Origin of the sequence: Arthrobacter sp. 2MCAF15 (assembly GCF_052115605.1) — a bacterium.
In the GTDB taxonomy this organism is placed as follows: Bacteria; Actinomycetota; Actinomycetes; order Actinomycetales; family Micrococcaceae; genus Arthrobacter.
On sequence record NZ_JBFRGZ010000003.1, the window covers coordinates 263,877 to 288,186 of the forward strand.

The 24,310-nt window shown below is 68.8% G+C and carries 24 protein-coding genes; 6 read left to right on the forward strand and 18 right to left on the reverse strand.

What is annotated here, in order from left to right; all coding sequences use genetic code 11:
* Nucleotides 1–16 precede the first annotated feature (16 nt).
* A complete protein-coding gene (locus AB4089_RS04875) occupies nt 17–652 on the forward strand; it encodes a LysE family translocator (protein WP_441408157.1) in 636 nt (211 codons plus the stop codon).
* A gap of 99 nt (nt 653–751) precedes the next feature.
* Here AB4089_RS04875 and AB4089_RS04880 read toward each other — a convergent pair whose 3' ends face one another.
* Both AB4089_RS04880 and AB4089_RS04885 read right to left on the reverse strand, forming a co-directional pair.
* A complete protein-coding gene (locus AB4089_RS04880; protein ID WP_441408158.1) occupies nt 752–1,501 on the reverse strand; it encodes a 3-hydroxybutyrate dehydrogenase in 750 nt (249 codons plus the stop codon).
* 95 nt (nt 1,502–1,596) lie between these two features.
* A complete protein-coding gene (locus AB4089_RS04885) occupies nt 1,597–2,979 on the reverse strand; it encodes an MFS transporter (protein WP_441408159.1) in 1,383 nt (460 codons plus the stop codon).
* A 131-nt stretch (nt 2,980–3,110) separates the two neighbouring features.
* Between AB4089_RS04885 and AB4089_RS04890 the strand changes: the two genes are divergently transcribed.
* On the forward strand, nt 3,111–4,052 hold the full coding sequence (locus AB4089_RS04890) for a LysR family transcriptional regulator (RefSeq protein WP_441408160.1): 942 nt from the start codon (nt 3,111–3,113) through the stop codon (nt 4,050–4,052).
* A 28-nt stretch (nt 4,053–4,080) separates the two neighbouring features.
* On the opposite strand, the gene AB4089_RS04895 is transcribed toward AB4089_RS04890, so the two are convergent.
* Complete coding sequence (locus AB4089_RS04895) at nt 4,081–5,022, reverse strand: spermidine synthase (RefSeq protein WP_441408161.1); 942 nt, start codon at nt 5,020–5,022, stop codon at nt 4,081–4,083.
* A 233-nt stretch (nt 5,023–5,255) separates the two neighbouring features.
* On the opposite strand from AB4089_RS04895, the gene AB4089_RS04900 reads away from it, so the two are divergent.
* Both AB4089_RS04900 and AB4089_RS04905 read left to right on the forward strand, forming a co-directional pair.
* On the forward strand, nt 5,256–6,314 hold the full coding sequence (locus AB4089_RS04900) for a universal stress protein (protein ID WP_441408162.1): 1,059 nt from the start codon (nt 5,256–5,258) through the stop codon (nt 6,312–6,314).
* 53 nt (nt 6,315–6,367) lie between these two features.
* On the forward strand, nt 6,368–7,375 hold the full coding sequence (locus AB4089_RS04905; RefSeq protein ID WP_441408163.1) for a zinc-dependent alcohol dehydrogenase family protein: 1,008 nt from the start codon (nt 6,368–6,370) through the stop codon (nt 7,373–7,375).
* A 147-nt stretch (nt 7,376–7,522) separates the two neighbouring features.
* Here the strand turns inward: AB4089_RS04905 and AB4089_RS04910 are convergent, their stop codons facing one another.
* From AB4089_RS04910 to AB4089_RS04920, 3 genes are all read right to left on the reverse strand, one after another.
* Complete coding sequence (locus AB4089_RS04910; RefSeq protein WP_441408164.1) at nt 7,523–7,741, reverse strand: three-helix bundle dimerization domain-containing protein; 219 nt, start codon at nt 7,739–7,741, stop codon at nt 7,523–7,525.
* A 133-nt stretch (nt 7,742–7,874) separates the two neighbouring features.
* Nucleotides 7,875–8,552, reverse strand: coding sequence for an O-methyltransferase (locus AB4089_RS04915; RefSeq protein WP_441408165.1), 678 nt, complete (start codon nt 8,550–8,552; stop codon nt 7,875–7,877).
* Nucleotides 8,553–8,693: 141 nt separating this feature from the next.
* Nucleotides 8,694–9,056 (reverse strand): thiamine-binding protein, encoded by a 363-nt coding sequence (locus AB4089_RS04920; protein WP_441408166.1) that lies wholly within the window; start codon nt 9,054–9,056, stop codon nt 8,694–8,696.
* A gap of 174 nt (nt 9,057–9,230) precedes the next feature.
* Here AB4089_RS04920 and AB4089_RS04925 point away from each other — a divergent pair, with 174 nt between their 5' ends.
* The gene (locus AB4089_RS04925) at nt 9,231–9,863 is read left to right on the forward strand and encodes a TetR/AcrR family transcriptional regulator (RefSeq protein WP_441408167.1); all 633 of its coding nucleotides are present in this window, start codon (nt 9,231–9,233) and stop codon (nt 9,861–9,863) included.
* Between the two features lie 16 nt (nt 9,864–9,879).
* Here the strand turns inward: AB4089_RS04925 and AB4089_RS04930 are convergent, their stop codons facing one another.
* The 5 genes from AB4089_RS04930 to AB4089_RS04950 all read right to left on the reverse strand — a co-directional run bounded on the left by AB4089_RS04930 (nt 9,880) and on the right by AB4089_RS04950 (nt 12,820).
* Nucleotides 9,880–10,170, reverse strand: a complete 291-nt coding sequence (locus AB4089_RS04930) for a hypothetical protein (protein WP_441408168.1) — start codon at nt 10,168–10,170, stop codon at nt 9,880–9,882.
* Nucleotides 10,171–10,272: 102 nt separating this feature from the next.
* A complete protein-coding gene (locus AB4089_RS04935) occupies nt 10,273–10,584 on the reverse strand; it encodes an AzlD domain-containing protein (RefSeq protein WP_441408169.1) in 312 nt (103 codons plus the stop codon).
* A complete protein-coding gene (locus tag AB4089_RS04940) occupies nt 10,581–11,408 on the reverse strand; it encodes an AzlC family ABC transporter permease (protein WP_441408170.1) in 828 nt (275 codons plus the stop codon). Before AB4089_RS04940 ends, AB4089_RS04935 begins: the two co-directional genes overlap by 4 nt.
* Complete coding sequence (locus AB4089_RS04945; RefSeq protein WP_441408171.1) at nt 11,369–11,815, reverse strand: DoxX family protein; 447 nt, start codon at nt 11,813–11,815, stop codon at nt 11,369–11,371. The genes AB4089_RS04940 and AB4089_RS04945 overlap by 40 nt, the downstream gene beginning before the upstream one ends.
* A gap of 105 nt (nt 11,816–11,920) precedes the next feature.
* Nucleotides 11,921–12,820 carry a glycerophosphodiester phosphodiesterase gene (locus AB4089_RS04950; RefSeq protein WP_441408172.1) on the reverse strand — a complete coding sequence of 300 codons (900 nt, stop codon included), beginning with the start codon at nt 12,818–12,820 and terminating at the stop codon, nt 11,921–11,923.
* A 50-nt stretch (nt 12,821–12,870) separates the two neighbouring features.
* On the opposite strand from AB4089_RS04950, the gene AB4089_RS04955 reads away from it, so the two are divergent.
* Entirely contained in the window at nt 12,871–14,205 is a 1,335-nt protein-coding gene (locus AB4089_RS04955) for a DUF445 domain-containing protein (protein WP_441408173.1), read from the forward strand.
* A gap of 24 nt (nt 14,206–14,229) precedes the next feature.
* Here AB4089_RS04955 and AB4089_RS04960 read toward each other — a convergent pair whose 3' ends face one another.
* The 7 genes from AB4089_RS04960 to AB4089_RS04990 all read right to left on the reverse strand — a co-directional run bounded on the left by AB4089_RS04960 (nt 14,230) and on the right by AB4089_RS04990 (nt 24,190).
* Nucleotides 14,230–15,453: an MFS transporter gene (locus AB4089_RS04960; RefSeq protein ID WP_441408174.1), complete on the reverse strand. Its 1,224-nt coding sequence runs from the start codon at nt 15,451–15,453 to the stop codon at nt 14,230–14,232.
* Nucleotides 15,454–15,512: 59 nt separating this feature from the next.
* A complete protein-coding gene (narI, locus tag AB4089_RS04965; protein ID WP_441408175.1) occupies nt 15,513–16,358 on the reverse strand; it encodes a respiratory nitrate reductase subunit gamma in 846 nt (281 codons plus the stop codon).
* A gap of 2 nt (nt 16,359–16,360) precedes the next feature.
* Nucleotides 16,361–16,981: a nitrate reductase molybdenum cofactor assembly chaperone gene (gene narJ, locus AB4089_RS04970; protein WP_441408176.1), complete on the reverse strand. Its 621-nt coding sequence runs from the start codon at nt 16,979–16,981 to the stop codon at nt 16,361–16,363.
* Nucleotides 16,978–18,678, reverse strand: a complete 1,701-nt coding sequence (gene narH / locus AB4089_RS04975) for a nitrate reductase subunit beta (RefSeq protein ID WP_441408177.1) — start codon at nt 18,676–18,678, stop codon at nt 16,978–16,980. The genes narJ and narH overlap by 4 nt, the downstream gene beginning before the upstream one ends.
* Nucleotides 18,678–22,388, reverse strand: coding sequence for a nitrate reductase subunit alpha (locus AB4089_RS04980; RefSeq protein ID WP_441408178.1), 3,711 nt, complete (start codon nt 22,386–22,388; stop codon nt 18,678–18,680). The genes narH and AB4089_RS04980 overlap by 1 nt, the downstream gene beginning before the upstream one ends.
* 174 nt (nt 22,389–22,562) lie before the next feature.
* Entirely contained in the window at nt 22,563–23,312 is a 750-nt protein-coding gene (locus tag AB4089_RS04985; RefSeq protein WP_441408179.1) for a 5-oxoprolinase subunit PxpA, read from the reverse strand.
* On the reverse strand, nt 23,303–24,190 hold the full coding sequence (locus tag AB4089_RS04990; protein WP_441408180.1) for a hypothetical protein: 888 nt from the start codon (nt 24,188–24,190) through the stop codon (nt 23,303–23,305). The genes AB4089_RS04985 and AB4089_RS04990 overlap by 10 nt, the downstream gene beginning before the upstream one ends.
* Between the last annotated feature and the right edge of the window lie 120 nt (nt 24,191–24,310).

The following is a 24,310-nucleotide window of genomic DNA, read 5'->3' on the forward strand; positions in this document are numbered from 1 at the left end:
GGGGTTAAGATCAGGCATGGTTCCAGTCGCCAACCTCCTGGCCTTTGCCCTTGCCGCCTTCGTCCTGATCGCCATCCCGGGGCCCAGCGTGCTGTTCGTGATCGGACGGACCCTTGCCCTGGGCCGCCGGGGCGGCCTGTTGAGCGTTGTGGGGAATGCGGCAGGCGAGCTGGTGCAGATCGCCGCGGTGGCCCTGGGCGTCGGGGTGGTGCTGGCCCAGTCCCTGCTGCTGTTCAGCGTGGTGAAATTCGCCGGTGCTGCCTATCTTGTCTACCTCGGAATCCAGGCAATCCGGCACCGTGGCAGCGGGACGGCGGGGGCGTCTTCCGCCGGTCCGTCCTCGACCGCGCGGGTGCTGCGGGAGGGCTTCATTGTGGGTGCGACCAACCCCAAGTCGATTGTGTTCTTCGTGGCCGTGCTTCCGCAGTTTGTGGACTATTCCGCCGGCGCGATTCCTGTCCAGCTCGGAACCCTGGGCGTGGTCTTCCTGCTGATTGCCCTGGTGTCGGACAGTACCTGGTCCCTCGCGGCGGGAACGGCCCGGCACTGGTTTGCCCGCTCGCCGCGCCGGATCGCCGCACTCAGCACCACCGGCGGCGTGATGATGATCGGGCTGGGCAGCACCCTGGCCCTGGTCGGCAACAAGGACTAGCACCCTGATCCAGGAGCAGCACAACGCGGGGCCTTAGCGCCCTCTAATGCCCTCCGAATGGGCGCTAAGTGACCCCGTGTTGGTCTTGAGCGGCGGGGCCTACCGCGCGGACCAGCCGCCGTCCATCGTGTAGCTGGCGCCGGTGACCATGCCGGCGTCGTCCGAGGCCAGCCACGTCACCAGGGACGCGACTTCCTCGGGCTCCACGAGCCGCTTCACCGCCGATTCGGTCAGCATGATCTTGGCCAGCACCTCGGACTCCGGGATGCCGTGCACCTTGGCCTGGTCGGCGATCTGCGCCTCCACCAGCGGGGTCCGGACGTAGCCGGGGTTGATGCAGTTGGATGTGACGCCGTGCGCCCCGCCTTCGAGGGCCGTTACCTTGCTCAGGCCCTCCAGTCCGTGCTTGGCGGAGACGTAGGCGCTCTTGAACGGTGAGGCCCGGAGCCCGTGCACGGAGGACAGGTTGATGATGCGGCCGAAGTTGTTGGCGTACATGTGGGGCAGCGCGGCCCGGATCAGCAGGAACGGCGCCTCGAGCATGAGGGTGATGATGCGGCGGAAGTCGGCAGGATCGAACTCCTCGATGGGGCTGATGCGCTGGATTCCGGCGTTGTTGACCAGGATGTCGCAGTCCAGGCTGACCGATTCGAGGGACTCCACGTCCAGCAGGTTGACCGCCCAGGACGTGCCACCGACCTCGTCGGCGAGCGCGGCGGCGGCGGACTCGTCCATATCCGCGATCACCACCTTGGCCCCGCGCGCTGCCAGGGCCCGGACGCTGGCTGCGCCGATCCCGCCGGCTCCGCCGGTGACCAGGGCCTTGCGTCCGTTCAGCGTCTGTTCCATAACTCTGCCTTCCATATCAAAAATTCGATGAGGCGGCCGGCTCCAGCGTGGCTGGAGCCGGCCCAAAACTCAAGCAGCCCAGTGATTCAGGCAGCTCAGCGCATGGCCGCTACGGGCAGGCCTTCGCGTTCGGCGTCGGCCCGGTCCACGTCCTCCAGCGCAATGCCCTTGGTTTCCTTCAGGCTCAGCACTGCCACGGTGGTGATGGCGCAGGCGACCACCAGGTAGATCGCGGTCGGCAGCCAGGAGCCGGTGTCCTTGAGCCACTGGGTGGCCAGGAGCGGCGCCAGCGAACCGGCGAAGATCGAGGTGACCTGCGAGCCAAGGGAGACCCCGGCGTAGCGCATCCGGGTCGGGAAGAGCTCCGACATGAGGGCCGGCTGGCCGGCATACATGAAGGCGTGCAGGCAGAGGCCGATCGTGACGGCCAGGACGATGACCACCGGGTTGCGGGTATCGAACATCGGGAAGGCGAAGAACGGCCACGTGGCACCGGCGATGGCACCGACGAGGTAGACCGGCTTCCGGCCCCAGCTGTCCACGAGCCGTCCCACCTGCGGGATGACCAGGAAGTGGATGACATGGGCGATCAGCAGGGCGAGCAGGAGCGAGGAGGTGTCGTACTTGTGCACACTCTTCAGGTAGACGATCGCGAAGCTGACCACGAGGTAGTACATGATGTTTTCCGCGAACCGAAGGCCCATGGCCTGCAGGATGCCCTTGGGGTATTTGCGGATGACTTCGCGGACGCCGTAGCTGACGGACTGCTCTTCTTCCATCTGGGCTTTGGCCTCGAGGAAGATGGGCGACTCCGAGACGTGGGTGCGGATGTAGTAGCCGACGAACACGATCACGGCGGAGAGCCAGAACGCCACGCGCCAACCCCAGCTAAGGAAGTCGGCGGAGCTAAGCACGTTGGACATGATGAACAGGACCAGGGTGGCCAGCAGGTTGCCGACGGGTACGGCGGCCTGCGGCCAGCTGGACCAGAAGCCGCGGGACTTGTTGGGGCTGTGCTCGGCGACCAACAGGACAGCGCCGCCCCATTCGCCGCCGAGGGCGAAGCCCTGGATGAAGCGCAGGAAGACCAGCAGTGCCGGCGCCAGGTAGCCGAGGGTGGCGAAGCCCGGGAGGCAGCCCATCAGGAAGGTGGAGACACCGATGATGATGATGGTGAGCTGCAGGGTGGGCTTGCGGCCGAGCTTGTCGCCGATCTGGCCGAAGACCACGCCGCCCAGCGGGCGGGCCACGAAACCGACGGCGTAGGTCAGGAACGCCTGGATGATGCCGTCCAGTTCGTTGCCGGTGGGGGGAAAGAAGTACTTGCCGAACACCAAGGTGGCGGCGGTGGCATAGAGGAAGAATTCGTACCACTCGACGACGGTTCCCACCATCGATGCTGCGACGATTTTCTTGAGCCCGGAACCCTTGGATGCGGGTGCGGCGGGCGATGTTGCAGAGCGTTCGTTTACGCTCATCTGATTCTCCTTAGTGTCCACGGTGACACGCGCTGTGACGCACAGCACTGAAATGGCTCCATTGAGTATTGCTGCACATTCGCGGCGATTCAATGGCCAAACCGGCACCCAGTATGTGCAGAATTGCAGATATGAACGCCAATCCTGATGACCTGCTGGTCCTGCTCGCCGTCTCCCGTTCGGCGAAATTTACGACGGCGGCCCAGACTCTCGGACTGAACCACACCACCGTCTCGCGGCGGATTGCGGCGCTGGAGAAGGCCCTCGGCGGCCGGGTCCTCTCCCGCGCGTCCGGCGGCTGGGAGCTCACCGAGCTCGGCGCCGAGGCCGTACGGGTGGCCGAGCAGGTGGAGAGTGCCGTGCGCACCCTGGAACAGCCCGGGCACACCCCGGATCCGATCACCGGCGTCGTCCGCATGACTGCCACGGATGGCTTCAGCGCCTATATTGCCGCACCGGCCGTGGCCCGGCTCCGCCGCGACCATCCGGGCCTCAGCGTCGAGATCATCACCGTGACCCGCCGGGCACTGCAGCAGCGTTCCGGCCTGGACATCGAAGTGGTGGTCGGGGAGCCGCAGGTGCACCGTGCGGAGGCCGCCCAGCTGGGCGAGTACATGCTGGGGATGTACGCCTCCCGCGGCTACCTGGCCGAGTACGGCACGCCGGCCACGGTGAAGGAACTGACAGAGCATTCCCTCGTGTATTTTGTCGACTCGATGCTGCAGGTGGACGATCTGGACGCCCCGCGGCGGCTGGTGCCGGCCATGCGGGACGGGCTGAGCTCCACCAACGTCTTTGTCCATGTGGAGGCCACCCGCGCCGGGGCCGGGATCGGGTTCCTGCCCTGCTTCGCCGCCGACCTGCATCCGGACCTCGTCCGGCTCCTGCCGGAGGAATTCGCGGAGCTGCTCCCCTATTGGATGGTGTTGCGGCCCGATTCGATGCGCCGGCCGGCAGTGGCGGCCCTCGTGCAGGCGCTGCGGGAGCAGACCGCGGCGCACCGCGACGCGCTGCTGGGACGGGGAGTGCCGCCGTCGGCTGGCCCATCGATTGACGCATCGATTGCTCCGTAGGCGCCCTTATGAGGCCGCAAAAGGGCCGTTACGGAGCAGTCGATGAGTCAGCCGGGGTCTCAGCCGCTGGCTCTTCCAGGATCAAGCGCTTCGGGTCGCGGCGGACGGTGGCGCCGGCCGCGAAGGCCCGAACCTTCCCGTCGTTCCAGATGTGGGCGGGCACCGCACCGCCGAGCAGGCGGCGCGCGAGGGCGGGATCGTCGTCGAACGGGTGGTCGCTGCCGGCCATGACCATGTTGCCGTAGCGCCGGCCCTTGAGCATGGCCGGATCAGCGATGATCACGGTGTGGGCAAAGGCGTCCGCGATCGTGGCGGCGTCTTCGCGGGCATTCCTGAGGTCCGGGGCGTCGCCGGAGTTCACCACATAGATTCCGCCCGGCGCCAGGACGCGCTTGGCGTGCTCGGCGAATTCCCGGGTGGTGAGCGGCCGCGGGGTCAGCGAGCCGGCGAAGACGTCGCGGATGATCAGATCCCGGGTCTGCGGTGTCAGGCTCTCGGTGACTTCCCGGGCCTCTCCCACGCGAAGGCGCAGCAGCGGGGCCTTGGGCAGGTCAAACCAGCCGCGGACGTAGTCGGCAAGCTTGCCGTCCAACTCCACGACGACCTGGCGGGCGTCCGGGTAGGCGGCGTGGAAATAGCGGGCCAGCGAGCATGCTCCGCCGCCCAGGTGCAGGGCGCGCAGCTTGGGCTTTGAATCGCGGGGCCAGCGCGACTCCACCAGCGCGGCCATCCAGCGCATGTACTCGAAGTCCAGGAACAACGGGTCCGCGAGGTCAATGTGGGAGCTCATGACGCCGTTGATGCGCAGGAGCCAGCCGGTGGAATTGTCCTGGTCCGGGATCAGCTCGCAGTCCCCGGTGTCGATGTAATACACCCCGGCCACGGGACCGGCCGGGCGGGAACCCTTGGGCACTTCCACCACACCAGGCTCGGCGGTCCCGGCGCCCCGCCCCCTGCCCCGCTTGGCCATCAGATATCCCCCGCATTGTGCATGATTCAACCCTAGTTCACCGGCAGGCCGGCCCCCGCGCCCGTTTCCCGGTCCCCGCTGCCCGGTCGGAACGCCCCCGCTCCCCTTTCGGGGCCGCCGGACGAGGAGAATCCGCGGGACCAAAGCCCCTAGCCATTCCCGGGGAGCGGGGCTGTACTGGGCCTGCACGTGGTGCTGGGCCAACGGGTGCGTCCGCCGAGCCGGGAGGGAAAATGTCGGCACCCGCAGGGAAGCAGGGCGGCATCGTGGCCGTCGGCTACGGCGGGTCCGAGGCCGCCCAGCTCGCCCTTCAGTGGGCCGCCGGCTACGCGGCCGCCGCCGGGCTTGACCTGCTGGTGGTCCACGCATGGGTGTGGCCGGTCTTCACCAAGAACCTGGGCCCCGTCAAGGGCGTGGCCGGCAGCGGGCTGCGGCACTCCGCGGAGGCCATCCTGGCCGAGGGCATCGAACTGGCCCGCGCCGCGGTTCTCGAAGCAGGCGGCGCCACGCGCCCCGGACAAGCGGCCGGCGTCGCGGAACCCGACACAATGACCGGCGCAATTCCCGGGCAGGCGCTCCCGTCCGCAGGTCCTGAAGCAGCACGCGGCGACGCAGCGCCCCCTGACTCGGCCCCTGACGCCGCCGGCGTCTCGCCGCCCGGCGTCGAACGCGCCGTTCCCGCTCATGAGCAGGAACGCTGGGGACCCGACGTCGACGGCGTCATGGAAGCCGGACTCCCGGCGCCCGTTCTGCGCGATGCAGCCCGCGGCGCAACGCTGCTGGTGGTCGGCAGCCGGGGCTTTGGCATTGTCCTGGACCAGGTGGCCGGCTCCGTCTGCCTTGATCTGGCGGGCTCTGCGCCCTGCCCCGTGATGGTGGTCCGGCGGCGGCGCAGCCCCGAGCACCCCGTCGTGGTGGGCGTTGATGCCTCGCCCCGCAGCCCGGCCACCGTGGCCGAGGCTGTCCGGCTCGCTGACGTCCTCGGCGCACCGCTGCAGCTGGTCCACGTCGCTACGCAGCGGGGAAGCGCCCGGGAAGAACACGGCCGCCACGGCACGCTCCACGGCCAGGAGTTGCTGGACCACGCCGTCGACGAGGCCCGCGGACTGGGCTCCGCGATCGAGGTTTCGGGGGTCCTGCGCGAGGGCCATAGCGCCGCCCGGGAGCTGCTCGCCGCCGCGGCCGACTCCGACGTCCTGGTGCTGGGGACCCACAGCCCCCTGGCCGGGCCCGGCAACACCGTGTCCGGGGTGCTGCACAAAGCGGGCTTCAACGTGCTGGTGACCCGCTAGCCGCCGCGAACGCACGGATTCGAACTGCACGGGTTGCAGAGAAGGAGGCCGCGGTGCGCGCCTGGCAAGTTGGACTTCCGGGGCCGATGTCCAGCGGCCCCCTCGTGGCCGTCGAGCGCCCGGACCCCGTGCCGGGCCACGGCGAAGTCCTGCTGAAAGTGCGGGTCTGCGGTGTGTGCCGCACGGACCTGCACCTGGCCGAAGGCGACCTCGCGCCGCGGCATCCGGGGATCATCCCGGGCCACGAGGTTGTGGGCGAGGTGATCGGGAACGGCCCGGGGGCGGCCAGGTTCGGCCTCGGCGAACGCGTGGGGGTGGCCTGGCTGGGCGGTACATGCGGCGCCTGCCGGTTTTGTTTGCGCGGACAGGAGAACCTCTGCCTGTCCCCCACGTTCACCGGCTGGGACCGCGACGGCGGGTACGCCGAGCTCATTACGGTGGCCGAGAACTTCGCCTACCGGATTCCGGACGCGTTCAGCGACGAGGAGGCCGCGCCGCTCCTGTGCGCAGGCATCATCGGCTACCGTGCGCTGAGCCGGGCGGAGCTGCCGATCGGCGGCCGGCTGGGCATCTATGGCTTCGGTGCTTCCGCGCATCTGGCCGCCCAGATCGCCCTTTACCGCGGTGCACGGGTGTACGTCATGACCCGGTCCGAGGATGCGCGCAAGCTGGCACTCATCTTGGGCGCGACGTTCGCCGGCGGGGCCGAGGAGCAGCCGCCGGATCCGCTGGACGCCGCGATCCTCTTTGCCCCCGCAGGCGGGCTGGTGCCGGTTGCGCTTCGCGCCCTGGACCGCGGCGGGACGCTCGCCGTCGCGGGCATCCACTTGAGCGACATCCCGCCGCTGCACTACTCCGACGAACTCTTCCAGGAGCGCCAGCTGCGCAGCGTGACGGCCAATACCAAGGCAGACGGCGAGGAGTTCTTTCGGATCGCCGCCGAGATCCCGCTCCGCCCCACCACCGTGGCGTACCCGTTCTCGGCCGCGGACCAGGCCCTGCTGGACCTCGCGGAGGACCGGATCACGGGTGCGGCCGTGCTGCACATGGACCCGGAGTAGGCCGCCAGACGGCCCCGGCCTAGGCCCCACGACGCCCCTCGACCTGCCCCCCGACGTCCACGACCCCGACGTCGAAATCGCCGGAGGGGTGCGGGCTCGCCGGAACGTTCCGGCGATGTGGCAGGTATCCGGCGTATTCGCGGCTGGTCAGTCGCTGGCGGCTCTGATCCCGAACTCGCTTTGGAGCCGCACGCGGGCCCCGCGCTCGGCCAGCGTGGGTATGAATGTCCTGATCCGGCCGGCGCTCAGGGCGTCGAATTCCTCGCCAACGACACCGGCAATGTGTGGCCGCGGTACGTGCGGGAACCGGGCAGCCAGGCGGTCGACAACCTTATCAATGCTGGGCTCGTTCTCCACGGCATCCATTCCTTCAGTGTGGAGCGGCCGGGTTCCAGCGTCAATGAATCCTCAGGCGGCAGGCAGGCGGCAGGATCCGGCGGACAGGAGGGAGGGCCCTAACAGGCCATCCCGTGCCCACCAGCGGAGGGCCTCTTGCCTGCTAGAGGACCGTGGCGAGGGCGAATCCGTCCCAGCCTTTCGAGCCCACGGTCTGCATGACGGTGCCGTCCAGCCGCGGGTCGTCGCCGATCATCTGGAGTGCGCTGATGATCCCGGGGGCGTTCACCGGGTCCATGGACGCGTCCAGCACGGCACCTTCCCACACGACGTTGTCCACCACGATGGTGGTGCCGGGCCGGCCGAGCCGGATGGCCCAGTCCAGGTAGTGGGGGTTGTTTTCCTTGTCGGCGTCGATGAACACGAAATCGAAGGGCGGCCCGGCTTCGCTTTCGAGCTCGTGCAGGGTGTCGAGCGCGGCGCCGACCCGGATGTCCACCTTGTGGCCCAGCCCGGCAGCGTCGACGTTGGCGCGTGCCACGCGGGCGTGCGCGGGGAGGTACTCGCAGGTGACCAGCCGGCCGCCGTCGGGCAGTCCCTGGGCCATCCAGATGGTGCTGAAGCCGGCCAGTGTGCCGATTTCCAGCACGCGGCGGGCGCCGGAGAGCTGGACCAGCAATTTCAGCAGTTTGCCGGCGTTGGGGGCCACTTCGATGGGCGGCATGCCCGCTTCGAGGGCGGTGGTCACGGCGCGCTTGAGCGCAGGGTCCGGGCGGACCACGACGTCGGAGAGGAAGTTCTCGACGGCGACCCAGCCGGGGGTGGACAGATGCTCGATCATGTCCCCCAGTGTTCCAGCCGCCCGGGCCCGGCGGTAGCCTCCGGGCGCGGTTTCCGGCGCGGCGGTAGCCTCCGGGCGCGGTTTCCGGGGACGGCCTCCGCCCCGGGGGTCGGCCTCCGCGGTTTGGGCGCGGACCGGGCCTTACGTGCCCGGCCGGGTTGAAACGTCCGGCACGGACCCGCCGTCCTGTCCGCCAATCGCGCTTTCAAGCCGCTCCACCTTGCCGGTCAGTTCGCCGCTGTAACCGGGCCGGATGTCCGCCTTGAGCACCAGCGAGACGCGGGAACCGTAGGCGCCCACAGCATCCGTGGCCCGTTTGACGACGTCCATGACCTCGTCCCACTCCCCCTCGACCTCGGTGAACATCGAACTCGTCCGGTTCGGCAGACCGGACTCCCGGACAATCCGCACGGCGGCTGCGACGGCGTCGTGGACCGACGCGTCGCCGGGCGCCAGCCCGTTGGCGGGGTCACCGGAGGGTGCTACGGAGAATGCGACCAGCATGTAGTGGTTCCCTTCACTCAGTCCGGACAGCGGGGCCGAAATTCCGGGCTGTCCCGCATCAGTCTTTCACGGGATTCCCGGCGGCGGCGCCCGGATTTGCCTCCGAAACCGTCACATTAATCACTACCCGCCGGTAACCGGTTCGAGCAGGCCGTGCGTTGCTAACCTAGGCAAATGAACCGGGCAGTAGAGGGCAGGCCGCTCCGCGCAGACGCCGCGCGCAACGTGGACAAAATCATCGCCGCGGCCCGGCAGTGCTTCCGCGAACACGGCCCCGACGTGCCGCTGCAAACTATTGCCGTCACCGCGGGAGTGGGCCCGGCCACGCTCTTCCGGAATTTCGCCGACAAAGAAGAACTGGTGCTCGCGGCCCTGAACCGTCAGCTTCGGCTCCAGGTGGATCCGGCCATCGATGAGGCCCTGGCCGATCCCGACGCCGCTGCCGGACTCTTCCGGGTCATCGATGCCACCATGCATGTCGCCAGCGAGGAAGCCAACCTCCTGGGAGCTGTCGCCGGCCGGCGCGGGCTGCTGACCGGCATCACGGGCGGGCTGATTGAGTCCATCGCCGTGCTGCTGGGCCGCGGCCAGGGCCAGGGCACCCTGCGCAGCGATATTTCCATGACGGACATGATCCGCCTGCTGGCCATGCTGATCGGCGTCGTGGACACGATGGAACCCGGCTCCGACGCGTGGCGGCGGCCCGTTGCGCTGGTTGAGGACGCCATCCGGACGGAGCGGCCGGACCGGGCGTTGCCGCCGCAGGCACCACTGCCGGGCACCGCGTTCGACGCCGTTCTCGGCTAGCCGCTTTCGGCCGTCGCTAGTCCTCGGCCGGCTTTTCCTTGGCCTCTTGAAGGTGCTGCTGCAGCTTCCCTTCGGCGTCCCGACGGCGGCGGGACACCTCGCGCATTTCCCTCGTGGACTCGGCCCCGCCGGAATCAAACGGCTCGTGCTGCTTGGCGCGCTGATCCTTGCGCGGCCCCGCATCGTCCTGATCCGCAGCCTCGTCCGGGTCGGCAGCAGCCTCCGGGTCGGCAGCAGCGTCCCCGGCAGCCTCATGGTCGGCGGCGTTTTTGGCCGCAGCGTCCTGCCCGCCGTCGTGTTCGCTCATGGTCGAATGCTCCCACGCGTGCCCGGTGACAAGTAGGGACTAAAGACCATTCCGGCTACACCTGCCAGGGCCCGCCGCGCAGGCAGGGGCAGAGGAAACCGGTCAGTTCCAGCCCAGCAGCCGGAGCCCGGCCGCTGCCGCCGCGCCGGCGATCACCACCACCAGGAATGGTGCCCGGAACCACAAGGCGATGCCCGCAGCGGCCAATGCGCCCAGCCGCGCGTCCAGGACGAGCGACTGGCCCGAGGCGACGGCGTTGACCACCGTCAGGGACGCCAGCAGCCCAATCGTCATGGTTCCGGCGATCCTGGACATCCGCGGGTTCTGGAGCAGGCTGGCCGGTACCAGGTATCCGAGCAGCTTCCAGGCGTAGGCGAGCAGGCAGGAGAGCAGCAGCCACATCCAAAGGTTCATGCGCCACCTCCAGGGCGGTGTCCGGGCTGTTCACCGCGGTGTCCGTGATGGTCGCCGGTCGCATCGTGGTGGTGTGCGTGGTCCTCCGCATAGGGATCGACGTCCGGTTCCAGGCCCTCGTCGCTGCGGCCGTGGCTGAACCAGCCAATTCCGGCGGCGACCACGGCGGCGACCAGGATCGGCACTCCAGGGGGTACGAACGGCACCGCCAGCACAGTGGCCAGTGCACAGACAACCGCGATGGCCACAGGTTCTTTGCCCTTCAGGCGCGGCCAGAGCAGGCCCAGGAAGGCCGCCACGGCGGCGCCGTCGAGTCCCCATTGTTTGGGATCGCCGAGTGCCCCGCCGGCCAGAGCCCCGAGCGCCGTGAACAGGTTCCAAAGGACAAAGACGCCGATGCCGGCGGTCCAGAAGCCGCGCTTTTGCTCGTCCGGGTCGGCCTGCCCGGTGCTCGTGGCGGTGGACTCGTCGATGGTCAGTTGGGCCGCGGCAAACCTGCGCCACCCGCGCGGCTGCAGCAGGGCGTTGATCTGCATGCCGTAGATTCCGTTGCGCATCCCGAGCAGCGTTGCGGCGCTCATCGCGGCGACGCCGGACCCGCCTCCGGCCACCACGCCGATGAACGCGAACTGCGAGCCGCCGCTGAACAGCAGCAGGCTCAGGGCCATGGTCTGCCAGAAGTCGAGGCCCGAGGTGACGGACAGCGCGCCGAAGGAGACGCCGTAGAGACCGGTGGCAATGCTGATCGACAACCCGATCCGCACCGCCGGCGACCGCAGGATTTTCACGGCCGCCGGGTCCGCCTCGTCAGGGTCCAGGCCCACGCGATGAGGGGTGCCTGGAGCGGGAGCCGCAGCGTATGCACGCGCCGCCGGCGCGGCGTGCCTTCCGGCCCGTAGGCCGTGATCAGCGCATCAACGTGGCCGGAGAGGAACGCGGCGAACATTGCAGTGACGCAGCCGGCGGCGGCCCTCCGTGCGGCCGGGACCAGGAGCCCGACGGCGGTGGCCGCTTCCAGCAGGCCGCTCGCGGCCACCCATTCCTCGCGAGACAGGACGGCCAGGGGGCCGTTGGGCTGCGCGCCGGAGTCGTCACGGCACAGGTAGCCAGGGACCACCGGGTGGAAGAATTCGGGCTCGCGGAAGTGCTTGGCGGCGCTGGTGAGCAGCAGCGCACTCATCGCTGCCGCGGACAGCGTCTGGAGGTCCCGGCCGGACCAGCGAAATGGCATGCAACCACTCAACCACAGCGGTCCCGCCGTCCGTAATCCACAAGGGATCCGCAGGGCGTCCACTCGGGAGCCGCACGGCCTCCGCGGACGGGCCGGACCGGACTCTTACCGAAGGGGCTGGCTGTCCGCCATGAGCTGGGACAGGACCTGGGCCGGCCAGTTGGTGGTGATCTCCTGGACCCCAAGCTCCCGGCACTTTTCGACGTCGTCCGCGGCGTCGACGGTCCATACCCGGAACCGGAGACCGGAGCCGAGCCAGCGCTCAACGGTCCCGGTGTGCGCGCGGACGTAGCCGATGCCGGGGCCGGCGATGCCTGCCTCGGCCGCGTCCAGGATCCGTTCGCCTTCGGTCTGGGCGGCCCGCATGACGTTTGCCAGTGCCCCGCCGGTCAGGGCGCCGAGGCCCAGTTCCTCACGGAGTTCCGCCACGTTGACGTCGTCGACGAGCTGGCAGACGGCCTCTGCCGGCACGGACTCGAGCAGATGCCGCACGGCGTCGGGGCTAAAGCTCATGAAGGAAACGTTGATGTTCTCCAGCATGGACGTCGCCGGATCCCAGCCCTCGTTCCTGAGCACCTCAAGGACGCGGTCCTCAAGTCCGAGGTGGAACGGGCTGGGGTGTTTGAGCTCGATCGCCAGGCCGATCCGGCGGCCGGCCGCGCGCAGGATGTCGAGCAATTCCGGCAGCGTCAGGAACTGCTCGGATTTGGCGCCGTGGGTTTCCGGGATCCGGGCTCCCTTCCACGAAGAGAAGTCCAGCAGCCGGAGCTCATCCAGGGTCCGGTCCGCGACCTGCCCGGTGCCGTCAGAGGTGCGGTCCAGCGTGGAATCGTGCAGCAGCACCACATGCTGGTCCCGGGTCAGGTGGACGTCGCACTCCACCCCGTCGGCGCCGTCGGCGATTGCCTGCAGGTACGCGGCCCGGGTGTGCTCGGCGAAGGCCCCGCTGGAGCCCCGGTGGGCATAGACCAGTGGACGGGCGGCGGCGGACTGCTCTGTGGTCATGGTGCCACGTTAGCGGACTGCCGGGCCCCCGGCGGGACTAGGCTGGGCTCATGCAGGTGAACACTGAGCCAACTGCCCCGACCCGCGCCTCGGACCGCCCCGGCGGCATTCCGGATGGCCCCGCCGGGCGGCGGCCCGCCGCGTCCAGCGACGCCGACAAGGCGGCGGCGCTGCGCCGGATGAAGCTCCTGGCGCTCTCGCTCCTGGTTGTCATGGCCGTGATCTTCGTAATCGCGTTCGCCCTGCAGAAGCAGTATCCGGGATTCGAATACGTCCGCGCCGCCGCCGAGGGCGGCATGGTGGGCGCCCTCGCCGACTGGTTCGCCGTCACGGCCCTGTTCAAATACCCCATGGGAATCAAGATTCCGCACACGGCGATCATCCCGCGCCGCAAGGACCAGATCGGGGCCTCGCTGGGCGAATTCGTGGAGACCAACTTCCTCTCCGAACAGGTGGTCAAGGAGAAGCTGGCGTCCGCGGACATTGCGCGCAAGGCCGGGGCGTGGCTGTCCAGCCCCGGCGGGCCGGACCGCGTCGCCAAGGAGGGTGCCGCCGTCATCCGCGGCGCGTTCAAGGTCCTCAACGACGACGACGTCCAGGCCGTGATCGAGTCCATGGTCCGCAAGCACCTGCTCACTCCGCCGTGGGGGCCGCCGGTGGGCCGGCTCGCGGAACGGATCTTCGCCGACGGCCATCACCACGCGCTGGTGGATTTGCTGGTAGACCGCACCGTGGACTGGGTGCGGGACAACCAGGAGACGGTCAACAGGCTGGTCACCGACCGTTCCCCGACGTGGGTGCCCTCGTTCGTGGACGGGCTGGTGGGCGACAAGGTGTACGTGGAGATCCTGAAGTTCACCCGCGCCGTGCAGTCAGATCCGCACCACCAGGTCCGCCAGTCGATCGACAAGTACCTCAAGGAACTCGCGCAGGACCTGCAGCATGACCCGGTGATGATCGCCCGTGCCGAGGGCGTCAAGGCGCAGGTCCTTGGTGATCCCGAGGTCCGCGAGCTCGCCTCCCGCACCTGGGAGACCATCAAGTCGGCCCTGCTCAGCGCCGTCGATGATCCGCACAGCGAACTGACCGTCAAATTCAAGGCCGCTGTGCATGACTTCGGCACCCGGCTGGTGGTCGATCCCGAGCTCGCCGGCAAGGTGAACGCCTGGATCGGCGACGCAGCGGGCTACCTGGTGAAGACCTACCGCTCGGACATCGCCGGGGTCATCACGGACACTGTGGCGCGCTGGGATGCCGAGGAAACGTCCCAGAAGATCGAACTGCAGGTCGGCAAGGACCTGCAGTTCATCCGGATCAACGGCACGGTGGTGGGCGCCCTCGCCGGGTTGGCCATCTTCACGGTGGCGACCCTGCTGTTCGGCTAGCCGCCTTCCGGTTCGCGGCTCAGGTCAGGCCGCCGCGACCTTCGCCTTGGTCCGGCCCTGCATGGCGAAGATCGTGAAGGCCAGCGCCCCGAGCGCTGTGACCACGAGCAGCAGCAGCCCGATCGCGTAGCTGTGCGCTGCGGCGTCGTAAGTGGCTCCCATGATCAGCGGCGGGAAGTAGCCGCCCAGGCCTCCGGCCGCGCTGACCACCCCGCTAATGCTGCCCACTTTGCCCTGCGGCGCAAGCACGCCCACCCAGGCGAACACTCCGCCCGCGCCCAGACCCAGCGCGGCAGCCATGGCGACGAACGTCAGGCCGGCGGGGACGTCGCCGTCGGGCTGCAGGTTCACCACCCAGGCGAGCACCGCGACGCCGGCGAGCGCGACGATCACCACGGGTTTGGGGCCGACCTTGTCCGCCAGCACCCCGCCCAGGGGCCGCGCCAGCACGGCGGCCAGCGCAAATCCTGCGGTGCGGGCGCCGGCCGCGCTGGGATCAAAGCTGTAGACATCCCGCAGGTAGGTGGGCAGATACGTGGCGAAGGAGACGAAGCCGCCGAAGAGGACGGCGTAGAGGAAGCACAACTTCCACGTGACCGGCGTCTTCGCGGCGTCGACCAGTTTGGGCATCACGGGCGCGTTGCTTCGGGTCCAGCCCGGTGCCTCCTTCATTCGGAACCAGACGAGGGCGGCCATGACCGCCAGGACCGCGGCAATCAGCACGTGCGTGGGAAAGTAGCCGATGCTCGCGACCAGCCTGGGGTTCAGGAAGGCCGCCAGGGCCGTTCCGCCCATGCCCGCGCCGAAGACGCCGGTGGCAAAGCCCCTCCGGGCGGGCTCGTACCAGGCACTGACGAAGGGGATCCCGACGGCGAAGACGGTTCCGGCGACCCCCAGCAGCACCCCGGCGCCCAGCACGAGCGCGAAGGAGTTGATGGTGCCGCCCACTGCCACGAGCATGATCGGGAGGATGGAGGCAAGCAGGACAAACGTGAACATGACGCGGCCGCCGTACTTGTCCGTCAGGGTGCCGACGACGATCCGCCCCAGCGAGCCCACGAACACGGGCATGGCCACGAGCACCCCGGTGGTGGCCGGGTTGAGGTGCAGGTTCAGGGTGTAGTACGAGCCCAGCGTGGCGATGGAGTTCCAGGCCCAGAAGCCCGCCACCGACGCCGAGGTGGCGAGCACCAGGTTGAGCGTCCTCCCGGCGGGGGCAGCGACGGACGGGGACACTGCTCCGGCCACGATGGTCTCCTTTTCAGTTCAGTGATGCGGGTTTCCACGCACTTCAAATGGCACCCGTTCTACCGGTTCCTGGTGTCCCGGTCCCGGGTCCCGACCGCGGACCAGCCGCGCCGCGTGGCGACCGTGGAGCTCCGGGCGCCTGCGGAGCCGGCTGCCCCTTTGGCTCCGGCCCCGCCGGTGTCCCGGTCCCGCGATCGGTAGACGATGTAGGGACGGAAGAGGTAGTGGAATGGTGCCGTGAAGGCGTGGACCAGGCGGGTGAACGGCCAGATCACGAACAGCGCCATGCCTACGAGGGTGTGCAGGTGGAAGGAGAACGGCGCCGCGGCCATGGCCGCGATGTCGGGCTGGAAGATGAACAGCGACCGGAACCACGGGGCTACGGTCTCGCGGTAATTGTGCCCGTGTTCGCCCTCAAAGACGCTGGCGAGCGTGGTCCACAGGCCGAAGACGATCGCCGCCGTCAGCACCACGTACATGGTCTTGTCATTCCCGGTGGTGGCCATGAAGACGGGCCCGGTGGTGCGGCGGCGGTAGATCAGCAGGATGATCCCGCCCAGGGTCCCCACCCCGGCCACACCGCCCACCAGCAGGGCGTTGAAGTGGTAGAACTCCTGGCTCATCCCCGCCGCCTGGGTCCACACCATCGGAATGACAAGACCGAAGAAGTGGCCGGCGATCACGGCGAGCAGGCCGAAATGGAACAGCGGGGACGCGATCCGCAGCAGCCTGGACTCGTAGAGCTGGGAGGACCTTGTGGTCCAGCCGAACTGGTCGTATTTGTAACGCCAGACCAGCCCGCCGACTAGGACCACCACCATGACGTACGGCAGCACGCCCCAAAGCAGGATGTCCAGTGCGGAGAGTTCGACGGCGGATCCGGGCTCCGCTTCGGATGGCAGCATGGTCAGGCCCCCTTCACGGGCAGCAGGCGCGGATCGTAGGGGTCCAGGCCGACGGCCTCGGTGGGCGGGCCGTAGCCCGCCATCCGCATGACGGCTTGCTCGTCCGCCGGGGATTTCCCGGGCAGCGTGGCACAGATGGCCTGCAGGATCCGGGCGTGCGGAAGCTCGTCCCGCAGCAGCCCGAAGCGGAGCATCTCAAGGCTCGCCCGGAAGCGCGTCAGCAGCTCGCGGCCGGCGGCGAGATCCACCAGGGCCGCGTACTCGAGGACCATCGGGAGGTAGTCGGGCAGTTCGCCGTGCGTGTCCACCAGGATGTCGCTTTGCCGGTAGGTCTTCTTGAAGTTGCCCAGGACCTCGCCGCGGCGCCGGGTGTCCCCGTCCGTCCAGTAGGACAGGTGCAGGGCGTGCCGCTTGCCGAGGTCGAACTCGCGCACATAGTGGGCCTGGAGCTGCATCGGCGGCGTGGACTCCAGCTGATCCAGGACCTCCGCGAAGTCCGCCGCGGCCCCCGGAAACTCGGCCAGCGCGGCCCGCATCAGCGGGACCCGGCCGATCAGTTCCTCATCCGGGTAGGACAGGCACCACGCTGCGGCGAGGTAGAGGACCTGCTGGCGGCGGGTCACGGCTGCTCCCCCTCCGGAGGGACCGCCGCGGAGCCAGCGGGCTTGGTTGGAGGAGGGAAGAGCCCGGAGGGCGCACCGGTGCCGTCCCAGTTCAGCAGGTTCACCCTGCCGCGCAGGGTGGACTCGCCGGGCGCGGAGCCGGAGGTCTGCCGGTCGCGGAGGGCGTTGAAGGTCTCCACCGCCACCGGGACGGGCCGGCCGCTGGCCTCGCCGAACGGGGCGGAATCCTGCATGCCCGGTCCGCCCTCGAAATCGAGGGAACAGCCCATCTCTTCGAGGTCGTGGGCCTGCTCCACGTGGGCCTTCGGGATGACGTAGCGCTCCTCGTACTTCGCGATTGCCATCAGCCGGTACATCTCGTACATGCTTTGGCTGTCCATCCCCACGGCCTCGGGGATGGAGTCGTCCGGGTCGTTGCCCAGGCTGATGCCGCGCATGAAGGAGCGCATGGCCGCGAGCTTCTTCAGCACAGCGGTGACCCGGTCCGCGTCGCCGGCGGTGAAGAGTTCGGCGAGGTATTCCACCGGGATGCGCAGCGCGTCGATGGCGCCGAAGAGGTTGCCGGCGTCCTCGCCGTCGTGCCCCTGGTCGCGCAGCAGGTCCACCACGGGCGAGAGCGGCGGCACGTACCAGACCATCGGCATGGTCCGGTATTCCGGGTGCAGCGGCAGCGCCACCTTGTAGACCTTGGCCAGGGCGTAGACCGGCGAGCGCCGGGCGGCGTCGATCCAGTCCTCCGGGATGCCCTGGGCGCGGGCCTCGGCCTGGACGGCGGGGTCGTCCGGGTCCAGGAGCACGTCCATCTGGGCGTCGTAGAGTTCCTGCGGGTCCGTGACGGCGGCCGCGCCGGTGACCGCGTCGGCGTCGTACAGGAACAATCCCAGGTACCGCAGCCGGCCAACGCAGGTCTCGGAGCAGACCGTGGGCAGCCCCACTTCCACCCGCGGGTAGCAGAAGGTGCATTTTTCGGCTTTGCCGGTCTTGTGGTTGAAGTAGATCTTCTTGTAGGGGCAGCCCGTGACGCACTGCCGCCAGCCGCGGCATTTGTCCTGGTCCACCAGGACAATCCCGTCCTCGACCCGCTTGTAGATCGCTCCCGATGGGCAGGAGGCCATGCAGGAGGGGTTCAGGCAGTGTTCGCAGATCCGCGGCAGGTAGAACATGAAGGTCTGCTCGTAGGCGAACTTGATCTTGTCTTCGGATTCGCGGCGGACTTTTTCCACGATCGGGTCCAGGTGACCGTTCTCGGCGGAACCGCCCAGGTCATCGTCCCAGTTCGCCGACCAGGTGATCTTGGTGTCCTCACCGGTGATCAGGGACTTCGGCCGGGCCACCGGGAAATCATCGCCCAGCGGAGCGTCCACAAGGGTCTTGTAGTCGTAGGTCCACGGCTCGTAGTAGTCCTTGAGCTCGGGCTGGACCGGGCTGGCGAAGATTCCGAGCAGCTTCTTCACCCGGCCGCCGGCCTTGAGGACCAGCTTGCCGTGTTTGTTCAGCACCCAGCCCCCGCGCCACTTGTCCTGGTCCTCGTAGCGGCGCGGATACCCCTGGCCGGGGCGGGTTTCGACGTTGTTGAACCAGACGTATTCGGTGCCCGCACGGTTGGTCCAGGCCTGCTTGCAGGTCACGGAACAGGTGTGGCAGCCAATGCATTTGTCCAGGTTCATGACCATGCCCATTTGAGCCATGACACGCATCAGTACTGCACCTCCTGGGAACGACGACGGACGGTGGCCACCATGTCGCGTTGGTTTCCGGTGGGGCCGAGGTAGTTGAACGCGTAGGCCAGCTGGGCGTAGCCGCCGATCAGGTGCGAGGGTTTGACCAGCAGCCGGGTCACGGAGTTGTGGATCCCGCCGCGCCGCCCGGTGGCCTCGGACTTCGGCACGTCGATGGTGCGTTCCTGCGCGTGGTGTACGTAGACCACGCCCGCGGGCATCCGGTGGCTGACGATCGCCCGGGCCACCAGGACGCCGTTGATGTTCAGGCACTCCACCCAGTCGTTGTCCTTGACCTCGATGGCCGCCGCGTCGGCGGGGCTCATCCAGACGGTGGGCCCGCCGCGGGAGAGCGAAAGCATGAGCAGGTTGTCCTGGTATTCGGAATGGATGGACCACTTGGAGTGCGGGGTCAGGTAGCGGACCACCACCTCCATTGACCCGTCCTGGCCGAGCCTGGGCTCGCCGAAGAGCCGGTGCATGTCCAGCGGCGGCCGGTAGAGCGGCAGGGCCTCGCCGATGTCCCGGATCCAGTCGTGGTCGAGGAAGAAGTGCATCCGCCCGGTCAGCGTGTGGAAGGGCTTGAGCCGCTCGATGTTGATGGTGAACGGTGCGTAGCGGCGGCCGCCGGTCTCGGAGCCGGACCATTCCGGCGAGGTGATCACCGGGACCGGGGCGGCCTGGGTCTGGGCGAAGGTAATGAATTTTTCCTCGGAGCCCTCGGCCAGGTCCGCGAGCTTCCTCCCGGTGCGGATCTCCAGGTCTTTGAAGCCCTGCACGGACAGCGCCCCGTTCGTCGTGCCGGAGAAAGCCAGGATGGCCTCCGCCATCTTCGCGTCGGTGTCGATCGCGGGGCGGCCGTCCGCGGCGCCGCCGAGCATCACCCCGTTCGAGCGGCTGAGCCTCTCCAGCGGTCCGGCAAGTTTGTAGGTGACGTTCTTGACCGTGAAGCCCAGTTTGTCGGCCAGCGGCCCGACGGCGGCCAGCTTGTCCGCGATGGCGGTGTAGTCCCGTTCCACCACGGAAAAAATGGGCATGTTCTGCCCCGGGACCGCCGGGATGGACATGTCCCGCCAGTCCCGCACGATCCCGCCCGGCTGGGCGAGCTGGCCGGGGGTGTCGTGCTGCAGCGGCACGCTCACCAGGTCCCGGCGGACGCCCAGGTGCGTTTTGGCCTGCCGGGAGAACTCCTGGGCGAGCAGGTGGAAGGCGTCGAAGTCCGTTTTGGTCTCCCACGGCGGGTCGATTGCGGGACTGAAGGCGTGCACGAACGGGTGCATGTCGGTGGAGGACAGATCGTGCTTCTCGTACCAAGTGGCGGCCGGGAACACGACGTCGGACAGCAGTGTGGTGGAGGTCATCCGGAAGTCCGCGGAGACCAGGAGGTCCAGTTTCCCTTCCGGCGCCTGCTGGTGCCATTTCACGTCCTTGGGCTTGAGCCCCTCGGCATGGTCCGGGCCCAGGACGTTGTTGTGAGTGCCCAGCAGGTTCCGCAGGAAGTACTCGTTGCCCTTGGCCGAGGAGCCGAACAGGTTGGAGCGCCACAGCACGAGGGTCCGCGGCCAGTTTTCCGGGGCGTCCACGTCCTCGATCGCCGGATTCAGGGTGCGGTTCTTCAGGGCGTCGGCGATGTAGGCGGGAGTGTCCTTGGCGGTGCCGGCGGCGACGGCGGCTTCCGCCTCGTCCGCGAGGTCCAGCGGGTTCCGGTCGAACTGCGGGTAGAACGGCATCCAGCCCAGCCGTGCGGACTGGGCCAGCGCGTCGGCGGTGTGCATGCCGTCCAGGCTTCCGGTGGAGAGCGGGGACTTCAGTGCGTCGGCGGAGTAGCCGTCCTGCCGCCATTGGTCCGTGTGCATGTACCAGTAGCCGGTGCCGATCATGGTCCGCGGCGGCCGGGACCAGTCCAGCGCATTGGCCAGCGAGACCCAGCCGGTGGCCGGGCGCGTCTTTTCCTGGCCGACGTAGTGCGCCCAGCCGCCGCCGTTGCGGCCCATGCAGCCGGTCAGCATCACGAGGGCAAGCACGGCCCGGTAGGTGGTATCGCCGTGGAACCACTGGCAAATCCCGGCACCCATGATGATCATGGACCGGCCCTTGGACTGTTCGGCGTTGCGGGCGAATTCCCGGGCCACCCGGATGCAGGCCTGCGCCGGGACGGAGGTGATTTCCTCCTGCCAGGCCGGGGTGTAGGGCGTCGAGGCGTCCTCGTAGCCAGCGGCCCACTCCCCCGGCAGCCCATCGCGGCCGACGCCGTACTGGGCCAGCATGAGGTCGAACACGGTGGTGACCAGTTGGCCCTCCACCTCGAGGACCGGCACGCCGCGCCTCAGCACGCTGCCGGCCCCGCCGGCGTCCTCGAAGCACGGCAGCAGGATCTCCGCGCTGTCCCCGGAGACCTCGCGGAGGGACAGTGCGGGCTCGATTCCCTCAAGGTCCAGATTCCATTTGCCCTCGCCGCTGCCGGAGTAGCGGAACCCCATGGACCCGTTGGGCACGGCCGGCAGGCCGGTCTTCTTGTCGAACAGGACGGTGCGGAAGGCCGCGTCCTCGGCCCCGGACTCCAGCGGGAGGTCCTTCGCGGTGAGGAACTTCGACGGGGTGAGGGAGCCGTCGCCGCGCCGTTCGAGCCGGACCAGGAACGGCAGGTCCGTGTACTGGCGGACGTAGTCGGAAAAGAACGGCACGTCACGGTCGACGAAGAATTCCTTGAGCATCACGTGCCCCATGGCCATCGCCAGTGCGGCGTCAGTTCCGGCCTGGGCGGGCAGCCATTCGTCGGCGAACTTCGTGTTGTCCGCATAGTCCGGGCTGACCGTGACCACCTTGGTGCCGCGGTACCGCACCTCGGCCATCCAGTGCGCGTCCGGGGTGCGGGTCACCGGGACGTTGGAGCCCCACATCATCAGGTACCCGGCATCCCACCAGTCACCCGATTCCGGGACGTCGGTCTGGTCCCCGAACACCTGCGGGCTGGCCACGGGCAGGTCCGCGTACCAGTCGTAGAAGGACGTCATCACCCCGCCGATCAGCTGGATGAATCGGGTCCCTACGGCGTGCGAGACCATGGACATGGCCGGGATGGGCGAGAAGCCGGCGCAGCGGTCCGGACCGTAGGCCTTGATGGTGTGCACGTGCGCTGCGGCGGCGATTTCGATCGCCTCCTGCCAGGAGACGCGCACCAGGCCGCCCTTGCCGCGCGCCTGTTGGTAGCGGCGGCGCCGTTCCGGGTCCCCCACGACGTCGGCAAAGGCCAGCACCGGGTCACCCAGCCGGGCCTTTGCCTCGCGGTACATCTCGATCAGGACGCCGCGCGCATAGGGAAAGCGCACCCGGGTGGGCGAATAGGTGTACCAGGAGAAGGCCGCCCCGCGCGGGCAGCCCCGCGGCTCGTACTCCGGGCTGTCCGGACCCACCGACGGGTAATCGGTCTGCTGGGATTCCCAGGTGATGATGCCGTCCTTGACGTACACCTTCCAGGAGCAGGAGCCGGTGCAGTTCACCCCGTGCGTTGACCGGACCACCTTGTCGTGGCTCCAGCGGTCCCGGTAGAAGATGTCGCCCTTGCGGCCGCCTTCCCGGAACACCGCCCTGCCGTCGCCGGTCTGGTCCCATTTCGTGAAAAATCGGCCCAGCTTCAACATTGCATCCGAGGCGGGTCCGTCCAACCCCGCGGCGCCTCCGGCAGTCATGCCTTCAAGCTATGAGGCACTTTCCCGGCTAGATAGGGCCTTATGACACTGGGGGGACCCCGCCCGGTACCGGATACGGTCCCCGGGCGCCGTGTTTAGGATTCAGTATTCGGGCGTCTGCATATTCAGTCCTGAATCTTCAGTGCTGCATGTTCAGTGCTGCACGTTCAGTGCTCAGGCGAAGCTCTCCAGCTCCACGCCGGCAGCCGCCAGCCCGGCCCGCACGGCGGCGGCCACGCCGACGGAGCCGGGTGTGTCCGCGTGCAGGCACAGCGAATCTGCCCGCACCGGGATCACGGAGCCGTCCACAGCCACGACCTCACCCCTGGTCGCGAGCCGGACCGCCCGCTCGGTGACCTCGCCGGCGTCGAGCAGCACGGCACCCTCCTCAGCTCGCGGCACCAGGGTCCCGTCCGGGAGATAGGCGCGGTCGGCGAAGGCCTCGGCGAAGACGGGGTGCCCGGCCTCCCGTGCGATGTCCAGCAACGCTGAGCCGGGGAAACCCAGGACGGGCAGTCCGGGATCGTAGGCCTGGATGGCGGCGATCACGGCGGAGGCCTGCTCGGGGTCGCGCACGGTGCGGTCGTAGAGCGCCCCGTGCAGCTTGACGTAGTCCACCGAGGCGCCGACGGCATGGGCGACGCCGTCGAGCGCGCCGAGCTGGTACAGCACCGCGCCGAACAGATCATCAAAGGTCATCTCCAGCGAGCGCAGGCCGAAGCCGGCCAGGTCCGGGTAGCCAAGGTGGGCGCCGACCTTGACGTCAAGCTCGTAGGCGGCCCGGCAGGTGTCCAGCATGGTCACGGGGTCGCCGGCATGCATCCCGCAGGCCACGCTGGCGCTCGTGACGAGTGGGAACATCGCCGCATCCTCGCCCTTGGTCCAGGTCCCGAAGGACTCCCCCAGGTCCGCGTTCAGATCCAAAACGTGCCGCCGTCCTTCGTTGTAGCCTTCGGGGCGCCGCTGCCTGGCGGCGTCACCACCGGCGGGCCCGGGGCCGGGTCCGGTTCAGTGTCGTAGAGCGCCAGCGGCCCGGTGGTCTTCGCGAGGGCACGCAACTCTCCGGGAATGGTGTCCGGCATGGGGCCGAACGCTTCTCTGGCATTCGCGACGACGGCGTGGCCCATGACCCGGTTGCCGACGCCGCCAACGACGGCGCCGATGCCGAATGGCAGCGCGCGGCCCAGCCAGGCTGTGCCCTGGGTCTTGAGCAGGGAGCGCAGGAACATCGTCTGGATCTTGGCGCGCACCGCGCCGAAGCCGGCGAAGGGGACGCTGCGGGTGAACGCCGCGGTCCAGGCCTGGGACGGCCCCCTGCCGCGGCCGACTACCTGCCCGCTCAACGAGCTCAGAAGCTCGGTTCCTTCCTCGCCCAGCATGATCGCCATGACCAGCGTGCTGGCCCGGTCCGGATCAACCATCCTCACGCCATGCAGTTCCGCCAGCGCCGTGGAGAACAGGGCGGTAGCTTCGAGGAACCCGACGGCCGCCGCGGCAGACAGGCCGAGCGCGGCGGCAGTTCCGACGCCCGGGATCACCGCCGCTCCGCCCACCAGGGCCCCGCCGCCGGTGACGGCCAACAGGTAGTCGCGCTCCAGGATGGCCGCGAGCTGCGCCGCCGTGGCCTGCGGGTGCCTGCGCTGGAGCCTGCGGATATTGGCGAGCACCAGCGGCCGCTGGACTTCAACGGCGCGCAGGAGCACCTTGTGGAGTCCTGGCCGGGGCCGGCCTGCGGCGTCGAACATCGCGCTGTGGGCTGTCTGCTGGGCAACCTTGATTGCCGGGTTGCTGCGCTTGGCCATGATCGCCTCTCGTCGGAACCGGAAAGTAAGTTCACTTAACACTAGGGCACGGCCCGGGCATGCCGGGTTCCCGCAGGCCTGGTAGGTCCCAAGCAACGCGGGGGCACGTAGCGACCATGT